Below are 25,139 nucleotides of genomic sequence, written 5' to 3' on the forward strand. Positions count from 1 at the left end.
GAAGGAGCGGATCAGCCTCAACTGGTCGGCGCCTCCGGTGCCCCCACTGTACCCAGCACCGGGTTCCAGCGGTGGATCCGGCGTTCGGTCACCACTCCTCCGGTGCGCATCGGATCCTCGTCCAGCAGCTGGGCCACCTCCTCCTCGGACTCCGCGCGCAGGATCAGCAGCGCCTGGTCGGAGCCGTCGGTGAACGGGCCGGAGACCAGTAGCTTCCCCTCATCCAGGAGTCCGGCGAGGAAGCGCCGGTGGGCCGGCCGGTGCGCGGCCTGCGCCTCGGCCGGGCCGTAGCTGTACAGGACGGCGAAGTGCTCGCTCACGGTGATGGGTCCTCTCGGGCGGGGATGGGTCGGGGCGGGCGCATCCAGCCGACGCCCGGCTCCGCCTCCTAAACTAGCTCACACCCCCGTCCGCGTCCGCGCCCGCCGCGGGCACACCACCCGGCCCTTGCCAAGGAGAGATCCCGTGTCCGAAGACTTCCCCGCCCCGCACGAGCCCGCCCAGGGCGGGGCACGGGCGCCGCTGCGTCGGCAGGTCCTGACCGGCGCGGACGACGTCGTGCCGGAGCTGGCGCGGCTGCTGCGCGCGGCCCCCGTGCAGGTGCTGGGGGAGGTGGACTCCACGAACGACGAGCTGGTGTGCCGACTGGCGGATCCGATCCGGCGTCCCGTGCACGGGAGCGTCCTGCTGGCCGAGCACCAGCGGGCCGGACGGGGACGGCGGGACCGGACCTGGACGGCTCCGGCGCGCAGCTCGGTGATGCTCTCGGCGCTGGTGCGCCCCGAACGCCCCGGGCGCCCGCGCACCCTGGAGCCGGACTCCCTGCACTGGCTGACCCTGCTCATGGCGCTGGCCGGGCAGCGAGCCATCCGCGCGACCACCGGCCTTCCGGCGCGGATCAAGTGGCCCAACGACCTGCTGCTGGACGGGGCCAAGACCGCGGGGATCCTCGCGCGGGTGGCCCCGGACCCGCAAGGGCGCCTGTGCGTGGTGGTCGGCATCGGGATCAACGTCGATCTGGAGAGGGACCAGCTGCCGGTGCCCACCGCGACCTCCCTGCGGGCCGAGCTGACCCGCACGGATCAGGCCCGCACGGGACATCGAGCCGAGCCCGTCGTGGATCGCACGATCCTGGCCGCCCATCTCATCGCCGGGTTCCGGGATCTGCTCGAGCGCTTCGAGGCCGTCGGCGGCGATCCGTCCCGGCCGCTGCCCGCCTCCGCGGTGGATCAGGACTCGCCTATGGGGCAGGACTCCGCGGGGGATCCGCGGCCCGGCCCGAGTCTGCTGGAGGCGATCCGCCCCCGCCTGGACACCCTGGGGCGCCGGGTGCGCGTGCAGCGCGACGGGCAGCCCGACCTCCGCGGCACGGCCGAGGACCTCACCGCCGACGGCGCCCTCCTGGTGCGCCGAGAGGACGGGGCGCTCGAGGAGGTCTCCGTGGGCGACGTCGTGCACCTGCGCCCGGACGCCGGATCCGCCGAAGGGCGGTGGGCATGAGGTACCGGGCCCCGCTGGAGCCGGGGGAGGAGGTCGTGACCTGCAATCGGGCCCACCCCACCCGGCTGCTGCGCCCCGCCCTGACCCTGCTCGGCGCGATCTTCCTGGCCAGTGTCCTGCAGGTGGTCGCCGGGGTGTATCCGGCATGGTCCCCGGTGGGCCCGATCCTGCTGGTCGCGGCCGTGATCTACGCCGTGGTCAGGATGTGCCGCTGGCTGGTCACGGGATACGCGCTGACCACCCGTCGCATCGTGATCTTCCGCTCCCTGCGGGCCCGACGGCCCCTGGCGCTGCCGTTGGAGCACGTGCTCGGCGTCGTCGGGCCGCGCGGGGTGCTCCACCGGGTGCTGGGCAGCGGCACGGTGCGCGTGGCGCTGCCCGGGCAGGCCTTCGACCTGACCCACCAGAAGGAGCCCGCCCGCTTCGCGCGCCTGTGCGAACAGCAGCGGGCCGAGTTCATCGGCCGACGCAGGAGGTCCGGGGTGTAGGCTTCTCATGCATGGCCTGTGACCTGGACAACCCGTCCGGTCGCAGTGACGGCACCGTCGCCGCCCCCTGCGCGGTCGGCAGCGGCGCGCCGCCCCGTCGGCCCCGACCGCGCGCAGAGGATCCGCCGCACCCCCGACCCCGAGACCAAGAAGGTGGAGCTCATCGTGCCCCAGGACGTTCCCGAGGACGCACCGGTCTACACCGGACCGCAGACCAGCCAGCTGAACCTCGCGAACCCGGCCCAGTCCAACCTCTACGGCTCCGTGGAGGCCAAGGCGGCCGTCGGGGCGCTGGAACGCGCCCTGCTGGGGCAGAACCGCAGCCTGCGCCGGGAGGAGGCGGCCGAGGCCGCGGACGTCTCCCTGCTCGGGGCGCGGAAGATGTGGCGCGCCCTGGGTCTGCCCAACCTCAAGGACGAGGACGTCTTCTTCACTCCCTTCGACGTCGAGGCGCTGCGCACCATGGCGGATCTGGTGGACAACGCGGACATCACCGAGTCCGGGGTCATGTCCATCGTCCGGTCGGTGGGGCAGATGACGGACCGGATGGTCGCCTGGCAGATCGAGGCGCTGGTGGAGGACATGGTCGCCCATCGCGGGGTCACCGACGCCGAGGCGCGGCGCCACCTGCTCACCATCCTGCCGCAGCTGATCGAGCAGCTGGATCAGCTGATCCACTACGGCTTCCGTCGCCAGCTCAACGCGGCGGTGATCCGTCTGGCGCTGAAGGCGGAGAAGCCCGGTGAGGCAGACGCGGACGAGGACGGGGACGACCGGTTCCGCCCGCTGCCGCTGGTGCGCGGGATCGGCTTCGCGGATCTCGTCTCCTACACCTCGCTGTCCCGGCGCATGGGCGAATCCACCCTGGCCAGCCTGGTCCAGCACTTCGAGCAGCGCTGCGCCGAGATCGTGGCGGTCGGCGGCGGCCGGATCATCAAGACGGTGGGTGATGAGATCCTGTTCCTCACCGAATCCCCGGAGGCCGGCGCCCGGATCTCCCTGGCACTGTCCCGGATGATCGACGAGGATCCGGCCCTGCCGGAGGCCCGCGTCGCTTTTGTCTGGGGCCGGATCCTGCCTAGGCTGGGGGACGTCTACGGTCCGACCGTGAACCTCGCTTCGCGCCTGGTGGCCCTGGCCGAACCCGGCGTCGTGCTGGTCGATGCCGACACCGCCGAGGTGCTGCGCGGAGACGAGCGGTTCGTCCTGCGTCCGCAGAGCGTGCGCAACGTGCGCGGATTCGGAGACGTCCAACCCGTGGTCCTGGACCCGGGCATCGGCCCCGAACTGGAGATTGACTTCGAATGACGACTGCCGCCGAGCTGGCCACCTGCATCGGTGCCACGACCCATCAGGGCTGCCACCGTCAGAACAACGAGGATTCGCTGATCACCCGCGGGAACCTCTGCGTCGTCGCGGACGGCATGGGCGGACACGAGGCCGGGGAGGTCGCCAGCTCGATCGCCGTGCAGACCCTGGCCGAGGCCCCGCTGTTCGGCACCGAGCACTTCGACGTGCCCGCCGAGGAGGATTCCGAGGAGAGCTCCCGGGGCCTGTTCCGGCGCCGCCGCAAGTCCACCTCCGCCCTGAACGCGAAGATCATGGAGGTCCTCGGCCGGGTCAAGGCCGTGATCGGCGAGGCCGACGAGAACATCAAGAAGGCCGAACGCATGCGCGCCGGCACCACGCTGACCGGGGCCTGGCTGACCCGCATCGGGGAGCAGCCCCTGTGGATCGTGTTCAACGTGGGGGACTCCCGCACCTACCGGCTGCGCCGGGACACGGACCAGCCCATCAGCCACGAGCCGCTGTCCGTCTCCCAGTCCCCGGTGGAGGGGATCAGCCTGGAGCAGATCACCGTGGACCACTCCGAGGTGCAGTACCTCGTGGACACCGGCCAGATCACCGCCCTGGAGGCGCTGATCCACCCGCGGCGCAACGTCATCACCCGGGCGCTGGGCACCGGGAACTACTGGGAGCCGGACTTCTGGGTCATCCCCGCCCAGGTGGGGGACCGGCTGATGATGTGCTCGGACGGGCTCTCCGGGGAGCTGTCCAACGGGTACATGGCCAAGGTCCTGGCCACCGTGGAGCACCCCAAGGACGCCGCGGACGTGCTGCAGGCCGCCGCGCTGCGCTCCGGGGGCCGGGACAACATCTCCGTGATCGTCGCCGACGCCGTGCCGGCGGGCTCCTGCACCGACCACGGCTGCGACGGGGACACCGACGGGGTGCACGAGACCGCCCCGGAGGAGGGGGTGCTGGACCTGGACTCCTTCAACCCGGGCCAGGATCCGGACGGCCCCCTGGCCCCGGAGGAGACCACGGTCGATCCCGAGCGCTGAGCGTCGGCCCCGGGCCCGCTCGCGTCCCCCGGTGGGCGGGGCCGGGGGCCATGGGGGACAATGGTCTGCCGTGAGCACCGAGAAGACCCGCGCCCAGCACGCCACCGCCGACGCCGACCGCGAGATCCCCGAGGAGCGGCTGAAGGACCGCTACGCCGAGCTGATCGAGCAGGTCCGCGCCGCGCGCACCGCCTACTACCTGGAGGACGCCCCGAGGATCTCCGACGCCTCCTACGATGCGCTGTACCGCGAGCTGGAGACGCTGGAGGCCGAGCATCCGGAGCTGGTCGCCAACGACTCCCCGACCCAGGAGGTCGGCGGGGAGGTCTCCGAGGCCTTCGCCCCGGTGCGGCACCTGGAGAGGATGTACTCCCTGGAGGACGTGTTCTCCGTCGAGGAGCTGCGCGCCTGGCTGGCCCGGGCCCGGGAGTCCATCGAGCGGCTGCGACCCGGGGCGCGCCCGGCCTGGCTCACCGAGCTGAAGATCGACGGACTGGCGGTGAACCTGCTGTACCGGGAGGGGCGCCTGGTGCGCGCCGCGACCCGCGGGGACGGGACCACGGGGGAGGACGTGACCCGCAACGTCGCGACCATCGCCTCCATCCCCCAGCGGCTCACCGGTGAGGACGTACCCGCGGAGATCGAGGTGCGCGGGGAGATCTTCATCGCCTCGGCCGATTTCCGGGAGCTGAACGAGGCCCTGGTCGCGGCCGGCAAGGCGCCCTTCGCCAACCCGCGCAACGCCGCGGCCGGGTCCCTGCGGCAGAAGGATCCGGAGGTCACCGCGCGGCGTCGGCTGTCCGTGTTCATCCACGGCATCGGGCACCGCACGGAGCTGTCCGCGGACTCCCAGTCGCAGGCCTACGAGCTGCTGGCCTCCTGGGGGCTGCCGGTGAGCCCCTATGCCCGGGTGCTGGAGACCGAGGAGCAGATCCTGGAGTTCATCGCCGACTACGGGCAGCACCGGCACGATCTGGTGCACGAGATCGACGGCATCGTCGTCAAGGTGGATGACTTCCGCACCCAGGCCCTGCTGGGGCACACCTCCCGGGTGCCGCGCTGGGCCGTGGCCTTCAAGTACCCGCCGGAGGAGGTCAACACCCGGCTGCTGGACATCGAGGTCAGCGTCGGGCGCACCGGACGGGCCACCCCGTACGGGCTGATGGAGCCGGTGAAGGTGGCAGGCTCCACCGTGTCCATGGCCACCCTGCACAACCAGGACGTGGTGAAGGCCAAGGGGGTGCTGATCGGGGACACCGTGGTGCTGCGCAAGGCCGGGGACGTGATCCCGGAGATCGTGGGGCCCGTGGCGGCCCTGCGCGACGGCACCGAACGGGAGTTCCGGATGCCCGAGACCTGCCCCTCCTGCGGGACGCGGCTGGCCCCGGCCAAGGAGGGGGATGTGGACCTGCGCTGCCCCAACCACCGCTCCTGCCCGGCCCAGCTGTGGCAGACCCTGGCCTACATCGGCTCCCGCTCGGTGCTGGACATCGACGCCCTGGGGGAGGAGACGGCCCAGGCGCTGACCCAGCCGGCCGAGCCCGCCGAACCGCCGCTGGTGTCCATGGCGGGGCTGTTCGAGCTGAGACCCGAGGATCTGGAGCCGGTGCAGACCTGGCGGGACACCTTCCTCACCGACGAGGCGGGCAAGCGGGTGCGCGGGGCCGACGGCCGGTTCCAGCGCACCGGCGAGCAGGAGCTGGTGCCCTACTTCTACGGGCGCATCCCGGTGGACGCCCCCGCGCGGGTCAAGGGGCTGCGGCGGGATCAGCCCCAGAAGCACACCGAAACCCTGTTCCAGGAGCTGGCCAAGGCCAAGACCCAGCCGCTGTGGCGGGTGCTGGTGGCCCTGTCCATCCGCCACGTGGGTCCCAACGCCGCACGGGCCCTGGCCACCCGCTTCGGCTCGATGGACGCGATCCGCGCGGCCGATCGCGAGGCCCTGGCCGAGACGGACGGGGTGGGCCCGGTGATCGCCGACGCCGTGATCGACTGGTTCGCCGAGGAGTGGCACCGGGAGATCGTGGACCGGTGGGCCGCGGCCGGGGTGCGGATGGAGGACGAGCGGGACGAGACCGTGCCGAGGGTGCTGGAGGGGGTCACGGTCGTGGTCACCGGCACCGTCGAGGGCTACACCCGGGACTCCGCGAAGGAGGCGATCATCCGGCGCGGCGGGAAGTCCACCGGCTCCGTGTCCAAGAAGACGGACTTCCTCGTGGCGGGGGAGAACGCCGGCTCCAAGCTGGAGAAGGCCGAGCAGCTGGGTGTGAAGATCCTGGATGCGGAGGGCTTCGCGGTGCTGCTGCGGGAGGGCCCGGCCCCCTTCGATGCCGCGTGATTCCGCGGGTTCCGGGGCCTTTCGGGGTTCGTGACCGGCCCGTGACCTGTGGCCCCCGCCATGGGCTGCGGTCTTGACCCCCTGCGCGGGGTCCGCTTAGGCTGGCACGCGTCCTGCCAAGGACACCCGCTGAGGTGCTTCCGACGGCGGGACGACGGAAGGTCAAGATTCCGTCACGATTTTTGGTTGCCAAGCCCAAAATCGTTATTGTATCGTTATCAAAGTTCATCGCCGCGAGGCGATCACGCTGGTCATCCTGCGCATGGTGCAGGGGCCGAATATGCTGGGTGCTGCCGTACACCGGAGTCGTCTACAGGGCAGACACCTCGAGAAGATCCCCACACACATCGATGGGTAGACGACGGCGCGGAGAAGTCCAGGGATGGACGGAGCGCAGGTGGCCCGAGGAGCATCGTGAAGACTACTTCCACCATCCGTCGTAACGTCCGCCGCGGCACCGCCGCCCTCGTCGTCGGCGGCGCCGCCGCCGCGACCCTGTCCATGCCGGCCCACGCTGCGACCGAGGCCCAGTGGGACGCCGTCGCCCAGTGCGAGTCCGGCGGGAACTGGAGCACCTCCACCGGCAACGGCTTCTCCGGCGGTCTGCAGTTCACCGCCTCCACCTGGGCCGCCAACGGCGGCACCGGTGACCCGGCGAACGCCTCCCGCGCCGAGCAGATCCGCGTGGCCGAGAACGTCCTGGCCACCCAGGGCAAGGGCGCCTGGCCCGTGTGCGGCGTCGGCCTGGGTGCCGCCGACACCAGCGGTTCCGCCGCTGGCGCCACCGAGCAGCAGGGCACCTCCGCTGCGCAGACCCAGACCCAGCAGGTCGAGGCCCCCAAGGCTGAGACCCAGGCCCCGGCCCAGGCCCAGCAGGTCGAGGCCCCCAAGGCTGAGACCCAGGCCCCGGCCCAGACCGAGCAGGCTGCTCCGGCCCAGACCCAGTACACCGCCCCGGCGCAGACCGAGCAGGCCGCCCCGGCGCAGACCCAGTACACCGCGGCTGCCGGCACCTACACCGTGCAGGCCGGTGACACCCTGTCCGCGATCGCCGCGGCCCACGGCGTGTCCTGGGAGTCCCTGGCCGACGCCAACGCCTCCAGCGTCTCCAACCCCAACCTGATCTACCCGGGTCAGGTTCTGGAGATCCCGGCCGCGTGAAGCGCCTGATCCGCTCCGGCCCCCGCGGCTGAGCGGACGCCGAGTCCGACGCCCCGCCTCCCTCCCGCTCCGGCGGAAGGGGAGCGGGGCGTCGTCGCGTCCCCGGGTGCGCTCCGGCGGACCCGCCCGGGAGGTTAGCCCGCGGCGGCGCTACTAGACTGACCTGCGGGACGCCCGCGCCGGGCGCGGGGTCCCGCACCCACCGAACCCGAGCAGGAGAATCCATGTCTGCGATCACCCGCGAGCAGGTCGCCCACCTGGCCGAGCTGGCGCGCATCGACATGACCGACGAGGAGCTGGACGCGATGTCCCGCGAGCTCGAGGTCATCGTCGAATCCGTGCAGTCCGTGTCCGAGATCGCCCAGGAGGACGTCGCCCCGACCGCCCACCCCATCGCGCTGACCAACGTGCTGCGCGAGGACGTCGTCGGGCCCACCCTGACGCAGGAGGAGGCCCTGTCCGGCGCCCCCGACGCCGAGGACGGCCAGTTCAAGGTGCCCGCGATCCTGGGGGAGGAGTAGCCAGATGCCGATGAGCGCCGCAGACCTCACCACCCTCACCGCCGCCCAGGCCGCTGACCTGCTGGCCGCGGGCGAGATCACCTCCGAGCAGCTGGTGCGCGCCCACCTGGAGCGCATCGAGGCCACCGGCCGGGCCGACGGGCTGAACACCTTCCTGCACGTGGACGCCGAGGGCGCCCTGGCCACGGCCCGCGCCGTGGACGAAGATCGCGCCGCCGGGAAGCCGCTGCACCCGCTGGCCGGCGTCCCCGTGGCCGTGAAGGACAACATCGTCACCACCGGGCAGCCCACGACCGCGGCGTCGAAGATCCTCGACGGGTGGGTCAGCCCCTACGACGCGACCGTCGTCGAGCGGATCCGCCAGGCGCGGATGCCGATCCTGGGCAAGACCAACCTGGACGAGTTCGCGATGGGCTCCTCCACCGAGCACTCCGCCTTCGGCCCGACCCGCAACCCGTGGGCCCTGGACCGGATCCCCGGCGGCTCCGGTGGCGGCGCGGCCGCGGCGGTCGCCGCCCACCAGGCGCCCCTGGCCCTGGGCACGGACACCGGCGGATCCATCCGCCAGCCGGCCTCAGTGACCGGCTCCGTGGGGGTGCACCCCACCTACGGATCGGTCTCCCGCTACGGGGCGATCGCGATGGCCTCCTCCCTGGACCAGATCGGCCCGCACGCGCGCACCGTGCTGGATGCGGCCCTGCTGCACGAGCTGATCGCCGGACACGACCCCAAGGACTCCACCTCCCTGCCGGATGAGGTCGGGGACTTCGCCGCCCAGGCCCGCGCCGGGGCCGCCGAAGGCGGGATCCGGGGGATGCGCATCGGCGTCATCCGCCAGCTGCAGCAGGCCGAGGGCATCCAGCCCGGGGTCGCCGCCCGCGTGGCCGACGCCCTGGAGGCGCTGCGTGAGGCCGGGGCGGAGATCGTGGAGATCGACATGCCGCACTACCGCTACGCCCTGGGGGCGTACTACCTGCTGATGTCCTCGGAGGTCTCCTCCAACCTCGCCAAGTACGACGGCGTGCGCTGGGGCCTGCGCGTGGAGCCCGAGGAGGGCCCCGTGACCATCGAGCGGGTCATGGCCGCGACCCGGGCCGCCGGCTTCGGCCCGGAGGTCAAGCGCCGCATCATCCTGGGCACCTACGCCCTGTCCGCCGGGTACTACGACGCCTACTACGGCTCCGCCCAGAAAGCCCGCACCCGCATCATCGAGGACTTCACCGCGGCCTTCGAGCAGGCCGACGTGCTGCTGGCCCCGACCTCCCCGACCACGGCCTTCCGCTTCGGGGAGAAGACCGACGACCCGCTGTCCATGTACCTGTCCGACATCGCGACGATCCCGATCAACCTGGCCGGGGTCCCCGCGATCTCCGTCCCGGCGGGGCTGTCCGAGGACGACGGCCTGCCGGTGGGCGTGCAGTTCATCGCCCCGGTGCGCGAGGACGCCCGCATGTACCGTGCCGCGGCCGGCCTGGAGGCCGCCCTGGAGAAGGCCTGGGGGGCTCCGCTGCTGCAGCGCCGCCCGGCCGTGGAAGACCTGCTCGCCGCCTCGGGTGAGGCCGACGCCGAAGGAGTGTCCGAGTGATGACCGATGAGCTGATGGACTTCGATCAGGCCCTGGAGGCCTACGACCCGGTGCTCGGCTTCGAGGTGCACGTGGAGCTGAACACCGCCACCAAGATGTTCGACTGGGCGCCCAACGCCTTCGGCGACGTGCCCAACACCAACACCAGCCCGGTCTCCCTGGGCCTGCCCGGGGTGCTGCCCAGCGTGAACAAGCAGGCCGTGGAGTCCGCGATCAGGCTGGGTCTGGCCCTGGGCTGCGACATCGCCGAGGTCACCGAGTTCTCCCGGAAGAACTACTTCTACCCGGACACCCCGAAGAACTTCCAGACCTCCCAGTTTGACAAGCCGATCTGCGAGAACGGCGCGCTGGACGTGGAGCTGGAGGACGGCACGGTGTTCACCGTGCAGATCGAGCGCGCCCACATGGAGGACGACGCCGGCAAGCTCGGGCACCACGGCGGGGCCGGACGCATCCAGGGCGCCCAGTACTCCCTGGTGGACTACAACCGGGCCGGGGTGCCGCTGATCGAGATCGTGACCCGCCCGATCACCGGGGCCGGCAAGCGCGCCCCCGAGCTGGCGCGGGCCTACGTGGCCGCGATCCGGGAGATCGTCAAGAACCTGGGGATCTCGGATGCCCGCATGGAGCGCGGCAACGTCCGCTGCGACGCCAACGTGTCCCTGATGCCCAAGGGCGCCGAGACGTTCGGCACCCGCACGGAGACGAAGAACGTCAACTCCCTGCGCTCGGTGGAGCGGGCCGTGCGCTACGAGATCCAGCGTCACGCCGCGGTGCTGGCCGCCGGCGGGTCCATCCTGCAGGAGACCCGCATGTGGCACGAGGACACCCGCTCCACGACTTCGGGACGCCCGAAGTCCGACGCGGACGACTACCGCTACTTCCCGGAGCCGGATCTGGTGCCGATCGTGCCGGACCGGGCCTGGGTGGAGCGGCTGCGGGCGGAGCTGCCGGAGCCTCCCGCGCAGCGGCGCAAGCGGCTCAAGGAGCAGTGGGGCTACTCGGACGAGGAGTTCCGCGACGTCGTCAACGCCGGGGTGCTCGAGGAGATCGAGCAGACCGTGGCCGCCGGGGCCAGCCCGGCCGTGGCGCGCAAGTGGTGGATGGGCGAGATCGCCCGCCTGGCCAAGCAGCGCGAGGTGGAGCCCGGCGAGCTGGGGGCCACCCCCGCCACCGTGGTGGAGCTGAACGGGCTGATCGAGGACGGCAAGATCAACGACAAGATCGCCCGGAAGGTCCTCGAGCACGTCCTGGCCGGGGAGGGCACCCCGGCCGAGGTCGTGGAGGCCCGCGGCCTGGCCGTCGTCTCGGACGACTCCGCCCTGGGGGCGGCCGTGGATGAGGCGCTGGCGGCGATGCCGGAGGTCGCGGAGAAGATCCGCGGCGGCAAGGTCCAGGCGGCCGGTGCGGTGGTCGGGCAGGTCATGAAGGCCACCCGCGGCCAGGCCGACGCCGCCCGCGTGCGCGAGCTGATCCTGGAGAAGCTCGGCGTGCAGGGCTAGCCCCCGACACCGGGAGACCGCTTGAGGGGCCGGGCGAGGCAGGGCGGGACCCTGCGGCGCCCGGCCCCTCGCGCATCTGGGCTCAGCGGCGCAGCAGCCGCAGCCAGTGCTCCACCACGGCCTGCGGGTCGTGGGTGCGGGCCTGCTCCAGGGCCGCGGCGGACAGCTCCCGCCAGGCGGTCTCCTCCTGGCCCATGGCGTCGGCCAGGGTCCGGGTGAAGGCTCCGGGCGAGTCCTCGCTGAGGAAGCCCGCCGCCCGGGCGGTGGCCGCCACCGCCTCGGAGGACGGCGTGCACACCACGGGCACGCCGCGGGCCATGGCCTCGGCCAGGACCATCGGGGTGCCCTCGAAGGCCGAGGCCAGGGCGAGCAGCCCGGCGGCATCGTAGACCTCGGCCAGGTCTGCGGTGGGCACCTCCCCGCGGAATCGGATCCGCTGCCCGTGCTCCAGGCCCGCGGTCAGCCGCTCCAGTGCGGCCCGCTCCGGGCCGTCTCCGACGACCTCCAGCTCCCAGCCCGGGTGCCGGGAGGCCGCGGCGTCGAAGGCGCGCAGCACCCAGTCCACCCGCTTCTCCGGGGCCAGCCGCGCCACGCACACCACCCGGGTGGGGCGTCGGGTACGCGGGGTCTGGGCCACCGGGACGGCCACGGGATTGGGGATGGACCCCACCGGGCGCCCGTAGGCCGCGGCGAAGCGGCGGGCCTCCTGCTCGTTCAGCGCCAGGAACTCCTCGCACACCGCACCCGCTCGGCGCAGGATCGCATCCCCGCGCACCCGCCAGGCGGAGTCGAAGCGACTGTGAAACTGCATCACGCTCAGCGGGCGCCGGGAGCGCGGGCGCAGTCGGTGGGCTGCGCTCAGACCCGGCAGCAGCTCGGCCGCGGTGGTCTCATTCATCATCACCAGGGCATCGCGCGGGCCCAGCGAGGCCAGGAAGACCCGCCGTCGCAGTCCGGCCGCCAGCCGAACCCACCGGGAGGCGGACCCCGGCACCGCGAAGCAGCGCACCGGACCCGGGGTGGGCGCCGGGCCGCTCGGCGGCTCGTGAGAGAGGTACTCGACCCTCAGGCCGCTCTCGCGCAGCCGCGGGGCGAGCACCCGCAGGAGGGTCTCCACCCCGCCGAAGCGCCCGACGGCGTCCTCGGCGAACACCACCCGGCGGATCGGCGGCGGAGCCTTCCGCTCCGATCCCGGCACGCGGCTCACGCGCCGGACCCGCCCTGTTCCCGGAGCCTGTCTGCGGCCGCGTCGTCGTGGACGGGTTCGGCCTCGGCCAGACCCAGGCAGCCCAGCAGGAAGGCGTACTCCCAGGCGGTGTCCTCCCAGCGCTGGTACCGGCCGGAGCCGCCGCCGTGGCCGCCGTCCATCTCCGTGCGCAGCAGCACCGGCGCCCCGGAGGTGCTGGCCTCCCGCAGGGCCGGCACCCACTTGGCCGGCTCCACGTACAGCACACGGGTGTCGTTCAGGCTCGTGATCGCGGCGATCGGGGGATACGGCAGGGCGGCCACGTTCTCGTACGGCGCGTACCCCCGCATGTACCGGTACACCCGCTCGTCCTCGATGGGGTTGCCCCACTCCTCCCACTCCAGGGCGGACAGCGGCAGCTGCGGATCGGAGATCGAGGTGACCGGGTCCACGAAGGGCACCACCGCCAGGATCCCCGCGTACTTCCGGGGAGCCAGGTTGGCCACCGCCCCCATCAGCAGGCCCCCGGCGGACCCTCCCTCGGCCACGATCCGGGCGGCATCCGCCCACGGCTGGGCCGCCAGGTGGTCCGTCACGGCGATGAAGTCCGTGAACGTGTTCCGCTTCGCCAGCTTCTTCCCGTCCGTGTACCAGGCCCGACCCAGCTCGCCGCCGCCGCGCACGTGGGCGACGACGTAGATCACGCCGCGATCCAGCAGGGACAGCCGCGGGATGGAGAAGTACGGGTCCATGCTGGCCTCGTAGGAGCCGTACCCGTACTGCAGCACCGGGTGCTCCGCGTCGAGGTCCAGGTCCGCCCGGTGCATGACGGAGACGGGGATGCGGGTCCCGTCGGGGGCCTCTGCCCAGTCCCGGTACGCCGTGTAGTCCCGCGCGTCGAAGCCGCCGAGCACGGGCTGCTCCCGGCGCAGCAGCAGCCGCCGCCCCTGGGGCAGGTAGTCGTACACCCGCGAGGGGGTGGTCCAGGAGGTGACGGCCAGGCGCACCACGGGCGAGCGGACCGAGCAGTGCGACAGGCTCGCGGTGAACAGCTGCTCGTCGAAGGCCGGGAAGAACGGCTCGGGGACGACGCCGCCGCGCAGCGCCGCCGCGATCTCGCTCAGCGGCAGGAACCCGACCTGGCTGATGGTCTCCTGACGCAGCCCCACGACGGCGTGGCCCGCGCCCAGGGCCACCGCCTCCACCCGACGCCCGGGCTGCGGGGCCAGCAGCGCGGTCCAGGCCCGGCGCAGCCGCTCGATGCGGCCCGACGCCGCCCGGGCGGCCTCCCGGTCCAGGACCACCAGCTGGCCGTCCGGGGCGGCGTCGTCGAGCACCAGGAGCACCGCCGGGACGCCCTCCAGCTCCACCGGGTCCGCGCTGGCCAGCACCCGGGCCCCGCGGTCCAGGAGCAGCCAGGGGTCCGCCGGCTCGGCGGCGTCCAGCTCGGCCAGCTCCAGCAGGCGGATTTCGGTGGTCTCGGAGTGCCCGGATTCGAAGATCAGGTGGGTCTCATCGGAGCTCAGGCCGCAGCCCAGCCACATCGTCGGGTCCTGCTCGGCCAGCAGGCTCAGATCCGCCTCCACGGGGGTCCCGATCCGGTGGGCCCGGATCTCACACGGGCGCCAGGACTCATCCACGAGGGTGTAGATCAGCCAGCGTCCATCCGGGGTCAGGAAGCCCCCGGCGAAGACCTCCTCCAGCCGGTCTGCCAGCAGCTGCCCGGTGCGCAGATCCTTCACGTACTGGGTGTAGCGCTCATCCCCGGAGGCATCCACGGAGTAGGTCAGCAGGTTCCCGGTCCGGTCCCGGGAGAAGGAGCCCAGGGCGAAGAACGGTACGGACTCGGACAGCTCCTGCGCATCCAGCACGGTCTGCTCCCCGGGCAGGGTCTCACCGGGCCGGATGACCGGCGGCTCCCACGCCTCGGGATCCCGCTCGTCGCCGACGGCGGGCACCCGGCAGTACACGGGGTGATCGTGGCCCTCGGTGGTGCGGGCGAACCACCACCAGGCGCCGTCGCGCACGGGCACGGTCAGGTCCGTCTCCTGCACGCGCTCGCGGATCTCCCGGAACAGGCGGGTGCGCAGCCCGGCCAGCGGGGCGGTCACGGCCTCGGCGTAGGCATTCTCCGCCTCCAGCTGGGCGCGCACCCGCGGCTCCTCCTTGGCCCGCAGCCACTCGTAGGGGTCCTCGAAGGCGTCCCCGTGCAGGGTGCGCACGGTGGGTTCCTGCGGGGTGCTCGGGGGTTCGGCGTCGCCCCAGACGGGGGAGGGAGTCTGGCTCATCCCTCCACTGTAGGGGCAGGGGAGGGCCCGGCCCCACCGCCGCGGCGGCGCACCAGCGGGTACACCGCGGCCAGCAGGACGCACCAGATGACCCCCACGTACAGGGCCACCCGGGTGTCCTCGAAGAAGGCCAGCAGCACCACCACGCCCACCATGAACGCCAGGGCCAGCCAGGAGGCCAGCGGCCACAGCGGGGTGGGGAAGGCCGTGGCGGTCCCCTCGGCGCGCATCCGGCGTTTGAAGGCCAGGTGGGTCAGCAGGATCATCACCCACACCTGCACCGTGGCGAAGGTGGCCAGGGAGGCGACGATCAGGAACGCGTTCTCGAAGAAGTGGTTGACCAGCACCCCGACCACCAGCACCAGGATCATCGCCAGGACCGTGAACAGCGGGATCCCGCGGGAGGAGACCCGGGCGAAGGCCCGCGGCGCCTGACCGCGCTCGGCCAGGCCGAACAGCATCCGCCCCGCCCCGTAGATGTCCGCGTTGATGGCGGAGACCGCGGCGGTGAGGACCACGAAGTTCAGGATGTGCGCGGCCGCCGGGACGCCCAGGGCGGAGAAGATCTGCACGAACGGCGAGGAATCGCCGTCGATGGCCGACCACGGCGTCAGGGACATGATCACGCCCATGGTCAGCACGTAGAACAGCAGGATGCGCACCGGCACCGTGTTCACCGCCCGGGGGATGGACACCTCCGGGTGCTGGGCCTCACCGGCGGTGATCCCGATGGTCTCCACCCCGCCGAAGGCGAACATGACCACCGTGAAGCAGGCGAGGAACCCGGCCAGGCCGTTCGGGAAGAAGCCGCCCTGATCCCACAGATTGGCCACCGTGGAGGGCTGGACCGGATCCAGCTGCACGCCGAAGACCAGCAGGGCAGCACCCCCGACGATCATCGCGACGATCGCGGAGATCTTGATGATGCTGAACCAGAACTCCGCCTCCCCGAAGACCTTGACCTTCCCCAGGTTCACCGCCGCCAGCAGCAGCAGCACCGCGGTGATCCACACCCAGCTGGGGGTGCCCGGGAACCAGAACCGCATGTACAGGGCGACCGCCGTCACATCGGCCACCGCGACCAGCGCCATCTCGAAGGCGTAGGACCAGCCCGTGACGAACCCGGCCCACGGGCCCAGGTACAGGTGCGCGTACTCGGAGAACGCCCCCGCCACCGGATGGGCCAGGGCCATCTCGCCCATCGCCCGCATGACCATGAACACCGCGGCCCCGCCGATCACGTAGGCCAGCAGCACGGAGGGCCCGGCGAAGCCGATCGCGGAGGCCGAGCCGAGGAACAAGCCCGTGCCGATCGCAGAGCCGAGCGCGATGAAGCGGATGTGGCGCAGGGTCAGCCCCCGCTGCAGGGTGGTCGGATCCGCGGCGTCGGCGGGGGACGGCGAGGGGAGGCTGGTACCGGACATGGAGTTCCTCATCGGACGACGAAAGCGGTGCGTGGGCGCGCGGCGCACCGGAGGATGCGGACAGTCCGCCCCCGGCCCGTCCTCGCGCACCGTTCCACCCTAGAGGACGTCATGGCGGCGTCACACGCGTCACGATCCGTCATCCGCGGACCCATTCGCCGCCGTCCTTGACCGGCGCCGGACGGGGGAGCAGGGTTGATGCCAGGTCACGAGAGCCAGCGACAAGCCCCAGCTAGCTGGCCGGCAACCCTCCCACCGCGGTGGGGTGCCCTGGGTGAGGACCTGGCCGCACCGCCGACCGGCGGACGCGGCAAGCGCGGGCGCACGAGTGCCCGGGAGGTCGCCGACAGACCTCCGCGCACGCCGAGAGGCTGCTCCCCGGTGAACCAGCGGGTTCCGGGTCGAGAGGCAGTGCGCGGGCTCCCACCGGTGATGTCCTCCCGTGTGCGACGTCGTCGCCCCTGACACAGAAGCGCAGGAGCAACCATGACCGAGAACACCACCCTCCCGACCCCCTCCGCCCCGCAGGGCTGGGGATTCGACACCCGCCAGATCCACGCCGGGCAGGAGCCCGACGCCGCGACCGGCGCCCGGGCGCTGCCCGTCTACCAGACCACCTCCTTCGTCTTCCCCGACGCCGAGACCGCGGCCAACCGCTTCGGCCTCAAGGAGCTGGGCCCCATCTACAGCCGCCTGACCAACCCCACCCAGGAGGTCGTGGAGAACCGCATCGCCTCCCTGGAGGGCGGGGTCGGGGCGCTGCTGGTCTCCTCCGGGCAGGCCGCGATCACCCTCGCGCTGCTCAACGTGGCCCAGGCCGGGGACCACATCGTGGCCAGCCCCAGCCTGTACGGCGGCACCTACAACCTGCTCAAGCACACCCTGGCCGCCTACGGCATCGAGACCACCTTCGTGGAGGACTTCTCCGACCCGGAGGCCTGGCGTGCGGCCGTGCGCCCCAACACCAAGGCCTTCTACGGGGAGACCGTCCCGAACCCGCGCAGCGACGTCCTGGACATCGAGGCGCTCGCGGCGGTGGCCCACGACTCCGGGGTGCCGCTGATCGTGGACAACACGGTGCCCACCCCGTACCTGATCCGGCCCATCGAGTGGGGTGCCGACGTCGTCGTGCACTCGGCGACCAAGTACCTCGGCGGGCACGGCAACTCCATCGGCGGGGCGATCGTGGATGCCGGCAGGTTCGACTACGGCCGGGACCCGGAGCGCTACCCGCAGTTCAACACCCCGGATCCCAGCTACCACGGGCTGGTCTTCGCGGAGGACCTCGGGGAGAAGGGCGTGTTCGGCGTGAACCTGTCCTACATCCTGCGGGCCCGGGTGACCCTGCTGCGGGACCTGGGCTGCTCGATCTCCCCGACCAACGCCTTCAACATCTCCGTGGGCATCGAGACGCTGTCCCTGCGGGTCCAGCGCCACGTGGACAACGCCCAGAAGGTGGCCGAATGGCTGCAGGCCCGTCCCGAGGTCACGAAGGTGCACTACGCCGGTCTGCCCTCCTCCCCGTGGTACGAGCTGGGACGCAAGTACGGCCCGCAGGGCGTGGGTGCTGTGGTCGGCTTCGAGATCGACGGCGGCTCCCCGGCGGCCCAGCGGTTCGTGGACTCCCTGGTGCTGCACTCCAACGTCGCGAACATCGGGGACGTGCGCTCGCTGGTGATCCACCCGGCCTCCACGACCCACTCCCAGCTGTCCGAAGATGAGCTGCGCGCGGCCGGGGTGGCCCCCGGGTTCGTGCGGCTGGCCGTGGGCATCGAGGACATCCGGGACATCCTCGCGGACCTGGAGCACGGCTTCGAGCGGATCGCCGAGGCCCGTGAGACGGGTGCCGTCGAGGGGGCCGCGCAGGACGCGCGGGCCCCGGAGCCGGCGGCGTGACCGCGGTGGCAGCACCCGTCGGGACCCGGGCCGAGGGTGTGGTGCGCACCCTCGGCCTTGGGCCCCTGGCCCTGGAGAGCGGGCAGGTGCTGCCCGCTGCGTCCCTGGCCTACGAGACGTGGGGCGAGCTCGCCCCGGACGCCTCGAACGCGGTGCTGGTGCTGCACGCCCTGACCGGGGACACCCACGCCGCCGCCGGGCGGGTGGGACCGGAGGCCCCCGAGCAGACCCGGCTGGCCGCGAGCCGGCCGGGCTGGTGGGAGGGCCTGATCGGGCCGGGGCGCGCCATCGACACGGACCGGTACTTCGTGGTGTGCCCCAATATGCTCGGCGGCTGCGACGGCTCCACGGGCCCGTGCTCGCCGGGCCCGGACGGGAGGATCTGGGGTTCCCGCTTCCCGCGGGCGAGCCTGCGCGACGCCGTCGCGGCCGAGGCCCTGCTCGCCGATGCCTTGGGCATCGACCGGTGGCACCTGGTGGTGGGCGGGTCCCTGGGCGGTTGCCGGGCCGCGGAGTGGGCGGTGAGCTTCCCGGAGCGGGTGCGGGCCTGCGCCGTCGTCGCGGCCGGTCCCGCGGCCACCGCCGAGCAGATCGCGTGGGGCCACGCCCAGGCTCTGGCCATTCGGCAGGATCCGGAGTTCCGCGACGGCGACTACCCCCTCGGGGCGGGTCCGGTGCGAGGCCTGGAGCTGGCCCGGCGCATCGCCCACATCACCTACCGCTCACCTGCCGAGCTGGACCGTCGCTTCGGGCGCCGCGGGCAGGAGGGCACGGAAGAGGACCGGGCGGTGCACGGGCGCGGGCGGTACCGGGTGGAGAGCTACCTGGACCACCAGGGCCGGCAATTGGCCCGCCGCTTCGACGCCAACGCGTACCTGGGGCTGACGGAGGCCCTGCTCGGGCATGACCTGGGACGGGGCCGGGGCGGGCTGCGGGCGGGCTTGGCCCGCACCACCTGCCGGTGGACCGTGGCCGCGGTGGATTCGGATCGGCTGTTCCACCCGGAGCAGTCCGAGCTGCTGGCGGCCAGCCTGCCCCGCCCGGTGCGGGTGCGCCGGATCGCCTCGACCCGCGGGCACGACGGCTTCCTCACGGAGACGCAGCAGCTGGGGAGGATCCTCACCGAGACCGTCTTGTGACCACCCCTCCTGCACCCCCTGCGCAGAACCGGAGATGCGTGACATTCCCGGAGCTGACGTCTCCCGTGATGCCGCGCATCTCCAGTTCTGCGGGTGCGGAGGGCGGATAGCATGGTGGGCATGAGCTTCGACCCCGTCGTGGAGTACTCCCGCCCCGAGGCCGAGCGCGCCGGCACCCACCTGGTGCTGATGCTGCACGGCTACGGCTCGAATGAGCGGGACCTGATGAGCATGGTCCCGTCCCTGCCCGGCGAGGGCTTCACCTACGCCGCGATGCGCGCCCCGCAGCCCTGTGGCCCCGGATTCCAGTGGTTCCCGCTGACGGGGACGCCCGGGGAGCGGATCGGCGTGGACGAGCAGGGGCTGCGCGAGGCGGCCGAGGGCCTGGTCGCCTGGATCGAGGAGCACCGGGAGCCCTACGCCGGGGTCATCCTGCTGGGCTTCTCCCAGGGCATGGCCGTGGCCTCCTCCGCGGTGCGCCACCGGCCCGGGATCGCCCGGGCCCTCGTCGGCCTGTCCGGCTTCGTCCCGTCCCTGCCGGAGGACTTCGCTCACGACGCCGCCCTGGCGCAGGTCCGCCCTCGGCTGCCCGTCTTCTACGGCCGGGATCAGCAGGACCCGGTGATCCCGGAGCCGATGGTCGCCGAGACCCTGGGCTGGCTGCGAGAGCACGCGGAGGTCACCAAGGTGCTCTACGCGGGGATGGGGCACAGCGTGTGCCCGCAGGAGATCGGGCACGTGGGGGAGTTCCTGCGCCACGTGGCACGGGAGGCTGAGGCATGAGCTGTCTCGCCGTGCCCAGTTGCGCGGGCCGAGCGACGCGAGATGAGCTGCGACATAGAGGACATAGAGAGGATCGCTTAGATGACTGCTGATGATCGGGGGAGGGACCTCGCCGACATCGAAGTCTCCGTCATCATCCCGGCCTACAACGCCCAGGCGGAGTTGCCCTGCCAGCTGGCCGCCCTGCGGGATCAGGACTCCGACCTTCCGTACGAGGTGATCGTGGCGGACAACGGCTCCACGGATGGGACCGCGGATGTGACTGAGACCTTCGCCGCCGCGGATCCGCGGTTCCGGTGGGTGGATGCCTCCCGGGGGCGCGGACCGGCCGTGGCCCGCAACGTCGGGGTGGAAGCGGCGCACGGTCGATTTCTGCTGTTCTGCGACGCCGACGATATCGTGACGCCGGCCTTCGTGCGCCTGATGAGTGACGTGCTGCGCAGCCACGAGTTCGCCTCCGGCGCGGGGTCCCTACGGGCCTTCGACGGAATGGAGGGGATCTGCCCGGCGTCGGCGGTGCTGCGTGAGGTGGAGCGCACCGAGCCTGCCGGGGTCGCCCTGCGCTTCGCAGGCCTGCCCATGGCGATGGGGTGCAGCTTCGGCGCCCGGGCGGAGACCTTCACCGCCGTAGGCGGATTCGACGAGTCGTTCACACGGGCGGGTGAGGATTACGAGCTGTGCCTGCGCCTGCATGAGGCACACGCCAGCATGGGCTACGCCGAGCAGCTGTGCATCCACAAACGGCCCCGTTCCAGCTCTTCGAAGCTGATGACCCAGCAGTATCGCTGGAGCGCGGACGGGCAACGGGTGATGGCCGCTCACCCGATCGCGCATCCCCATCGGCTCTCCATCCAGGCGCATGTGCGATCCGTCGGGACATCGGTGCTGGGCATGCTCTGCCTGGACGAGAGTCGATGGGGAACGGCGTCAGCAGCTGAGCTCCGCCCTGGGAAGCAGTCTCGGCAACTTCGTCGGCAGAATCCGCTACCGGAATCAGGACTGAGGGCTCAGGCCTCCTTCTCCAGCCGCACCGCCCGCCCGGAGAATTCGATGACGTCGCCGGGGTGCAGCTGGCGTCCCCGCTCGGTCACGGTCCGGCCGTTGACGCTGACGTAGCCCTCGGTGATCACGGTGCGGGCCTGTTGGCCGTCCTCCACCAGGTTGGCCAGCTTCATCGCCTGGCCGAGGCGGATCATGTCGTCGCGGATGCTCAGCGGCTCGGGATCGGTGCTCATCCCTCGGAGTCTACCGAGCCCGACGCCGCCCGGTAGTCTGGTGGGCAGACGCCCGACCGCGCCGGGCGGCGTCGTGCTGCCCGGCGCGTCCATGCTTTCCACGGAAGGACCCCATTCATGGCACCCAAGTCCACGCTGGACAACGTCATCGCGCTGGCCAAGCGCCGCGGATTCGTGTTCCAGGCCGGTGAGATCTACGGCGGCTCCCGCTCCGCCTGGGACTACGGCCCGCTGGGTGCGGAGCTGAAGGAGAACATCCGGCAGCTGTGGTGGCAGCACTTCGTCCGTTCCCGGGCGGACATGGTCGGCCTGGACTCCTCCATCATCCTGCCCAAGGCCGTGTGGGAGGCCTCCGGGCACGTGGAGACCTTCACCGACCCGCTGGTGGAGTGCCGCTCCTGCCACCACCGCGCCCGCCAGGACCACCTGATCGAGGCCTACGAGGAGAAGAAGGGCCACGCCCCCGAGAACGGGATGGCCGACATCGCCTGCCCCAACTGCGGGACCCGCGGCCAGTGGACCGAGCCGCAGCAGTTCTCCGGCCTGATGAAGACCTACCTGGGAGCCGTGGACAACGAGGAGGGCCTGCACTTCCTGCGCCCGGAGACCGCCCAGGGCATCTTCGTGAACTTCAACAACGTGCTCACCGCCTCCCGCAAGCGCCCGCCCTTCGGCATCGGGCAGATCGGCAAGGCCTTCCGCAACGAGATCACCCCCGGCAACTTCATCTTCCGCACCCGCGAGTTCGAGCAGATGGAGATCGAGTACTTCGTCCACCCCGACGACGCCCCGCAGCACTTCGACCGGTGGGTTGAGGACTGCTGGAACTGGTTCACGGATCTCGGCATCGACCCCGCCAACATGCGGAAGTTCGACGTGCCGGAGGAGGACCGGGCGCACTACTCCGCCGGGACCATCGACATCGAGTACCGCTTCGGCTTCCAGGGCGGCGAGTGGGGCGAGCTGATGGGCGTGGCCAACCGCACCGACTACGACCTCGGCGTGCACAACGCCCACTCCAACGCCCGCCTGGAGTACTTCGACCAGGGCAGCGGGCAGCGCTACGTCCCCTACGTCATCGAGCCCTCCTTCGGTCTGACCCGCTCCATGATGGCCTTCCTCGTGGACGCCTACACCGAGGACGAGGCGCCCAACACCAAGGGCGGGGTGGACGTGCGCACCGTGCTGAAGCTGGACCCGCGCCTGGCCCCGGTCAAGGCCGCGGTGCTGCCGCTGTCCAAGAAGCCGGAGCTGACCCCGGTCGCGGAGAAGCTCGCCGCGGATCTGCGCACCGCCTGGAACGTCGACTACGACACCTCCGGGGCGATCGGGCGCCGCTACCGCCGCCAGGATGAGATCGGCACCCCGTTCTGCATCACCGTGGACTTCGACACCCTCGAGGACCAGGCCGTGACCATCCGCGAGCGGGACACCATGGCCCAGGAGCGGGTCGGACTGGACCAGGTGAAGTCCTGGCTGGCCGGCCGGCTGATCAAGTAGCACCCACCACCGCGCACCGCGAGGAGCACCATGTCCGAGTACACCCTGCGCCCCTGGCGCGACGGCGACGACCTCGAGCTCATGCAGCTGTGGCCGGACGCGGAGAACGTGCAGGCCTCCGTGTTCCGCGCCAAGCTGGGCCCGGACGCGGACCAGCCGTGGCAGCGCAGCGTCGTCGTCGAGCACCAGGGGGTGCCCGTGGCGGCCGGCACCGTCTACGAGACCTCGCTGCACTCCCAGCGGCTGTGGTGCTACGTGGAGGTGGCCCCGGATCACCGGCGCGCCGGCCTGGCCGCGCGGATCCTGGAGCGGCTGCGCGAACACGCCGAGTCCGCCCCCAGCGGGGTCACCGCCCTGCGCACCAAGGTGGTCCCGGGCAGCCCCGGGGCGGCCTTCGCCCAGTGGGCCGGCCTCGGCTCGATCCAGCGCAGCCGGATGGTCCGCGTGGAGCCCGGAGCCCTGCCCCCGCAGCCGCTGCGCGAGGATGAGGCCGGGCGCCCCACCCAGGCCGTGGAGGACCTGGCCACCGGCTCGCTGGAGCTGACCCGCGCCCTGTGGGACTTCTACGTGCGGGTGCACCAGTGGGACCCGCCGGCCGAGCAGTCCCTGGGCCGGGTCAACCGGCTGTTCCTCTCGGATGAGGCCGAGGCCTTCGGCGCCGTCGTGCTGCGGGAGGACGTGCTCGAGGCCGAGCGGGAGGGTCGCAAGGCGCCGATCGCGGCCTTCGCGATCAGCTACCGCTCCTTGGACGCCGACGCCCCGGGGCGGGAGGTCTCCGATGACGAGGCCACCGAGGTGCTGCTGGGCTACGACCCGGATCGGACCGGGGTGGGGGAGGACCTCGTGCAGCTGATCGCGCTGCTGGTCAACCAGTACCCGATCGTCATCGAGGTGGACGACGCCATGACCACCCTCGTCGAGCTCGTCGACGCCCTGATCCAGCGCGGCTCCGCCTCCGTGGAGGAGGAGACCCTGGTGCTCGCGGACCGGTAGGTCCGGCACGATGGATGACCTGCGGGTCGAGCGCATCCTGCGCGCGGTGGAATGCGTGCCCCGCGGCCGGGCCGCCACCTACGGGCTGATCGGGAACGTCGTGGGGGAGGTGCCGCGGGTGGTCGGCTGGACGATGCACGCCTGGGGCTCGGAGCAGTGCTGGTGGCGCATCGTCAACGCCGCCGGCACGATCCCCGGCCACGCCGCCCGTGCCCTGCCGCACTGGCGGGAGGAGGGTCTGCTCGCCTCATCCGCTTCCGGGGTGCCGGGGGCCGACGTCGATCCGGGTGCGGCGCGGGTGGATCTTCCCCGGGTCCTGATGGAGCGGGAGTCGCTGGAGCGCGCCTGGGGGGAGGCCACCGCGGACCTGCCGAGCCTCGAGCAGATCCCCGGCGGCCCCCGCCGGTGAGGTAACGACCTACAGCATCGCCTGCGGCCAGGTGTAGGCCATGACCCCGCCGTCCACGGTGAGGGTCTGACCGGTGATGAAGGAGGCGTCCGAGGAGCCCAGGAATGCCACGGCCGCGCCGATCTCCGAGGGGTCGCCCAGGCGACGCAGCGGCGTCACCCGCGTCTGATCCTCGCGGAACTTCCGGCCCTCGGCCTCGTCCTCGGAGCCGGCCAGCTTGTCGATCAGCGGGGTCTCGATGGTCCCGGGGCACACGGCGTTGGCGCGGATGCCCTGCTCGCCGTAGTCCACGGCGGTGGCGCGGGTGAAGTTCACGACGCCGCCCTTGGCTGCGTTGTACCCGGAGCGGTCGAAGTCCGCGGCCAGCCCGGAGAAGGAGGCCATGTTCACGATCGCCGGGTCCTCGGCGTCGAACATCAGGGGCACCAGGTGCTTGGTCATCAGGAAGGTGCCCTTCAGATCCACCGCGATGATCCGATCGAACAGCTCGGTGGGGTACTCGTGCACCTTGCCGCCGCGCGAATCCACCCCGGCGTTGTTCACCAGCACGTGCACCGGCCCGTCCTCCCCGAGGGTCCGGGCCAGTTCCTGGACCGCGGCCTCATCTGCCACGTCCACCAGGTGCAGGCCCACCTGGGCCTGCGGGCTCTGTCCGTGCACGGCGGCCTGGGTGCCGGTGAGCCCCTCCCGGTCGATGTCCACCAGCTCCAGGCGGGCGCCCTCGGCGGCCAGGCGCTGGGCGATGGCCTGCCCCAGGCCGGTCGCGGCACCGGTGATCACGGCTCGACGGTTCTCATAGCGCTGCATGCGTCCTCCTTCGGCACCGGGGCAGGACGCGCCCCGGCT

The 25,139-nt window shown here is 72.1% G+C and carries 22 protein-coding genes and 1 riboswitch; of the genes, 16 read left to right on the plus strand and 6 right to left on the minus strand.

The genetic code is table 11. The annotated features are described in order from the left end of the window. Positions 1-17: 17 nt before the first annotated feature. Entirely contained in the window at positions 18-320 is a 303-nt protein-coding gene (locus I6G21_RS06970; RefSeq protein WP_055684376.1) for a YciI family protein, read from the minus strand. 145 nt (positions 321-465) lie between these two features. Between I6G21_RS06970 and I6G21_RS06975 the strand changes: the two genes are divergently transcribed. The 9 genes from I6G21_RS06975 (at position 466) to gatB (ending at position 11,440) form a co-directional block, all read left to right on the plus strand. Next, complete coding sequence (locus I6G21_RS06975) at positions 466-1,500, plus strand: biotin--[acetyl-CoA-carboxylase] ligase (RefSeq protein WP_055684377.1); 1,035 nt, start codon at positions 466-468, stop codon at positions 1,498-1,500. Further along, entirely contained in the window at positions 1,497-1,988 is a 492-nt protein-coding gene (locus I6G21_RS06980; protein ID WP_055684378.1) for a PH domain-containing protein, read from the plus strand. Before I6G21_RS06975 ends, I6G21_RS06980 begins: the two co-directional genes overlap by 4 nt. A gap of 165 nt (positions 1,989-2,153) precedes the next feature. Further along, a complete protein-coding gene (locus I6G21_RS06985) occupies positions 2,154-3,296 on the plus strand; it encodes an adenylate/guanylate cyclase domain-containing protein (RefSeq protein ID WP_055684444.1) in 1,143 nt (380 codons plus the stop codon). Continuing rightward, on the plus strand, positions 3,293-4,333 hold the full coding sequence (locus tag I6G21_RS06990; RefSeq protein ID WP_064724923.1) for a PP2C family protein-serine/threonine phosphatase: 1,041 nt from the start codon (positions 3,293-3,295) through the stop codon (positions 4,331-4,333). Before I6G21_RS06985 ends, I6G21_RS06990 begins: the two co-directional genes overlap by 4 nt. A gap of 70 nt (positions 4,334-4,403) precedes the next feature. After that, complete coding sequence (ligA, locus tag I6G21_RS06995) at positions 4,404-6,671, plus strand: NAD-dependent DNA ligase LigA (protein ID WP_055684379.1); 2,268 nt, start codon at positions 4,404-4,406, stop codon at positions 6,669-6,671. Positions 6,672-7,085: 414 nt separating this feature from the next. Beyond that, on the plus strand, positions 7,086-7,832 hold the full coding sequence (locus tag I6G21_RS10815; protein WP_055684380.1) for a transglycosylase family protein: 747 nt from the start codon (positions 7,086-7,088) through the stop codon (positions 7,830-7,832). Positions 7,833-8,056: 224 nt separating this feature from the next. Continuing rightward, positions 8,057-8,353 carry an Asp-tRNA(Asn)/Glu-tRNA(Gln) amidotransferase subunit GatC gene (gene gatC, locus I6G21_RS07005; RefSeq protein WP_055684381.1) on the plus strand — a complete coding sequence of 99 codons (297 nt, stop codon included), beginning with the start codon at positions 8,057-8,059 and terminating at the stop codon, positions 8,351-8,353. A 10-nt stretch (positions 8,354-8,363) separates the two neighbouring features. Next, positions 8,364-9,938: an Asp-tRNA(Asn)/Glu-tRNA(Gln) amidotransferase subunit GatA gene (gene gatA / locus I6G21_RS07010; protein ID WP_055684445.1), complete on the plus strand. Its 1,575-nt coding sequence runs from the start codon at positions 8,364-8,366 to the stop codon at positions 9,936-9,938. Continuing rightward, complete coding sequence (gene gatB / locus I6G21_RS07015; RefSeq protein WP_055684382.1) at positions 9,938-11,440, plus strand: Asp-tRNA(Asn)/Glu-tRNA(Gln) amidotransferase subunit GatB; 1,503 nt, start codon at positions 9,938-9,940, stop codon at positions 11,438-11,440. The genes gatA and gatB overlap by 1 nt, the downstream gene beginning before the upstream one ends. Before the next feature lie 82 nt (positions 11,441-11,522). Here the strand turns inward: gatB and I6G21_RS07020 are convergent, their stop codons facing one another. From I6G21_RS07020 to I6G21_RS07030, 3 genes are read right to left on the minus strand one after another with little or no spacing between them, the layout of a single operon-like run. Further along, positions 11,523-12,647: a glycosyltransferase family 4 protein gene (locus tag I6G21_RS07020; protein ID WP_055684383.1), complete on the minus strand. Its 1,125-nt coding sequence runs from the start codon at positions 12,645-12,647 to the stop codon at positions 11,523-11,525. After that, positions 12,644-14,914, minus strand: coding sequence for a S9 family peptidase (locus tag I6G21_RS07025; protein WP_055684384.1), 2,271 nt, complete (start codon positions 14,912-14,914; stop codon positions 12,644-12,646). The genes I6G21_RS07020 and I6G21_RS07025 overlap by 4 nt, the downstream gene beginning before the upstream one ends. Continuing rightward, positions 14,911-16,338: an amino acid permease gene (locus I6G21_RS07030; protein ID WP_055684385.1), complete on the minus strand. Its 1,428-nt coding sequence runs from the start codon at positions 16,336-16,338 to the stop codon at positions 14,911-14,913. Before I6G21_RS07030 ends, I6G21_RS07025 begins: the two co-directional genes overlap by 4 nt. A 204-nt stretch (positions 16,339-16,542) precedes the next feature. After that, positions 16,543-16,661, plus strand: a riboswitch (SAM riboswitch). A 163-nt stretch (positions 16,662-16,824) separates the two neighbouring features. Between I6G21_RS07030 and I6G21_RS07035 the strand changes: the two genes are divergently transcribed. The 4 genes from I6G21_RS07035 (at position 16,825) to I6G21_RS07050 (ending at position 21,272) form a co-directional block, all read left to right on the plus strand. Then, positions 16,825-18,234: a bifunctional o-acetylhomoserine/o-acetylserine sulfhydrylase gene (locus tag I6G21_RS07035; RefSeq protein WP_055684386.1), complete on the plus strand. Its 1,410-nt coding sequence runs from the start codon at positions 16,825-16,827 to the stop codon at positions 18,232-18,234. Next, positions 18,231-19,373, plus strand: coding sequence for a homoserine O-acetyltransferase MetX (gene metX, locus I6G21_RS07040; protein ID WP_055684387.1), 1,143 nt, complete (start codon positions 18,231-18,233; stop codon positions 19,371-19,373). The genes I6G21_RS07035 and metX overlap by 4 nt, the downstream gene beginning before the upstream one ends. Before the next feature lie 120 nt (positions 19,374-19,493). Next, positions 19,494-20,156: an alpha/beta hydrolase gene (locus I6G21_RS07045; RefSeq protein ID WP_055684446.1), complete on the plus strand. Its 663-nt coding sequence runs from the start codon at positions 19,494-19,496 to the stop codon at positions 20,154-20,156. A gap of 81 nt (positions 20,157-20,237) precedes the next feature. Further along, positions 20,238-21,272, plus strand: a complete 1,035-nt coding sequence (locus I6G21_RS07050) for a glycosyltransferase (protein ID WP_055684388.1) — start codon at positions 20,238-20,240, stop codon at positions 21,270-21,272. Here I6G21_RS07050 and I6G21_RS07055 read toward each other — a convergent pair. After that, complete coding sequence (locus I6G21_RS07055) at positions 21,164-21,391, minus strand: RNA-binding S4 domain-containing protein (protein ID WP_081046277.1); 228 nt, start codon at positions 21,389-21,391, stop codon at positions 21,164-21,166. The genes I6G21_RS07050 and I6G21_RS07055 overlap by 109 nt on opposite strands. Positions 21,392-21,508: 117 nt before the next feature. Here I6G21_RS07055 and I6G21_RS07060 point away from each other — a divergent pair, with 117 nt between their 5' ends. Genes I6G21_RS07060 through I6G21_RS07070 form a run of 3 tightly spaced genes read left to right on the plus strand, consistent with a single transcriptional unit; the run spans position 21,509 to position 24,293 of the window. Further along, a complete protein-coding gene (locus I6G21_RS07060; protein WP_055684389.1) occupies positions 21,509-22,891 on the plus strand; it encodes a glycine--tRNA ligase in 1,383 nt (460 codons plus the stop codon). Between the two features lie 30 nt (positions 22,892-22,921). Continuing rightward, on the plus strand, positions 22,922-23,884 hold the full coding sequence (locus I6G21_RS07065; RefSeq protein ID WP_055684390.1) for a GNAT family N-acetyltransferase: 963 nt from the start codon (positions 22,922-22,924) through the stop codon (positions 23,882-23,884). 10 nt (positions 23,885-23,894) lie between these two features. After that, positions 23,895-24,293, plus strand: a complete 399-nt coding sequence (locus I6G21_RS07070) for an MGMT family protein (protein WP_064724924.1) — start codon at positions 23,895-23,897, stop codon at positions 24,291-24,293. A 9-nt stretch (positions 24,294-24,302) separates the two neighbouring features. Here the strand turns inward: I6G21_RS07070 and I6G21_RS07075 are convergent, their stop codons facing one another. Beyond that, positions 24,303-25,100 (minus strand): glucose 1-dehydrogenase, encoded by a 798-nt coding sequence (locus I6G21_RS07075; RefSeq protein ID WP_055684391.1) that lies wholly within the window; start codon positions 25,098-25,100, stop codon positions 24,303-24,305. Between the last annotated feature and the right edge of the window lie 39 nt (positions 25,101-25,139).

Source organism: Rothia kristinae (genome assembly GCF_016028855.1).
Lineage (GTDB): Bacteria > Actinomycetota > Actinomycetes > Actinomycetales > Micrococcaceae > Rothia > Rothia kristinae.

Bases quoted from the DNA above. Each gene is read 5' to 3' on its own strand.
- I6G21_RS06980 (WP_055684378.1), top strand. From the start codon at position 1,497: ATGAGGTACCGGGCCCCGCTGGAGCCGGGGGAGGAGGTCGTGACCTGC.
- I6G21_RS06990 (WP_064724923.1), top strand. From the start codon at position 3,293: ATGACGACTGCCGCCGAGCTGGCCACCTGCATCGGTGCCACGACCCAT.
- gatC (WP_055684381.1), top strand. From the start codon at position 8,057: ATGTCTGCGATCACCCGCGAGCAGGTCGCCCACCTGGCCGAGCTGGCG.
- gatA (WP_055684445.1), top strand. From the start codon at position 8,364: ATGAGCGCCGCAGACCTCACCACCCTCACCGCCGCCCAGGCCGCTGAC.
- gatB (WP_055684382.1), top strand. From the start codon at position 9,938: ATGACCGATGAGCTGATGGACTTCGATCAGGCCCTGGAGGCCTACGAC.
- I6G21_RS07025 (WP_055684384.1), bottom strand. From the start codon at position 14,914: ATGAGCCAGACTCCCTCCCCCGTCTGGGGCGACGCCGAACCCCCGAGC.
- I6G21_RS07030 (WP_055684385.1), bottom strand. From the start codon at position 16,338: ATGTCCGGTACCAGCCTCCCCTCGCCGTCCCCCGCCGACGCCGCGGAT.
- I6G21_RS07035 (WP_055684386.1), top strand. From the start codon at position 16,825: ATGACCGAGAACACCACCCTCCCGACCCCCTCCGCCCCGCAGGGCTGG.
- I6G21_RS07045 (WP_055684446.1), top strand. From the start codon at position 19,494: ATGAGCTTCGACCCCGTCGTGGAGTACTCCCGCCCCGAGGCCGAGCGC.
- I6G21_RS07050 (WP_055684388.1), top strand. From the start codon at position 20,238: ATGACTGCTGATGATCGGGGGAGGGACCTCGCCGACATCGAAGTCTCC.
- I6G21_RS07055 (WP_081046277.1), bottom strand. From the start codon at position 21,391: ATGAGCACCGATCCCGAGCCGCTGAGCATCCGCGACGACATGATCCGC.
- I6G21_RS07060 (WP_055684389.1), top strand. From the start codon at position 21,509: ATGGCACCCAAGTCCACGCTGGACAACGTCATCGCGCTGGCCAAGCGC.
- I6G21_RS07065 (WP_055684390.1), top strand. From the start codon at position 22,922: ATGTCCGAGTACACCCTGCGCCCCTGGCGCGACGGCGACGACCTCGAG.
- I6G21_RS07070 (WP_064724924.1), top strand. From the start codon at position 23,895: ATGGATGACCTGCGGGTCGAGCGCATCCTGCGCGCGGTGGAATGCGTG.
- I6G21_RS07075 (WP_055684391.1), bottom strand. From the start codon at position 25,100: ATGCAGCGCTATGAGAACCGTCGAGCCGTGATCACCGGTGCCGCGACC.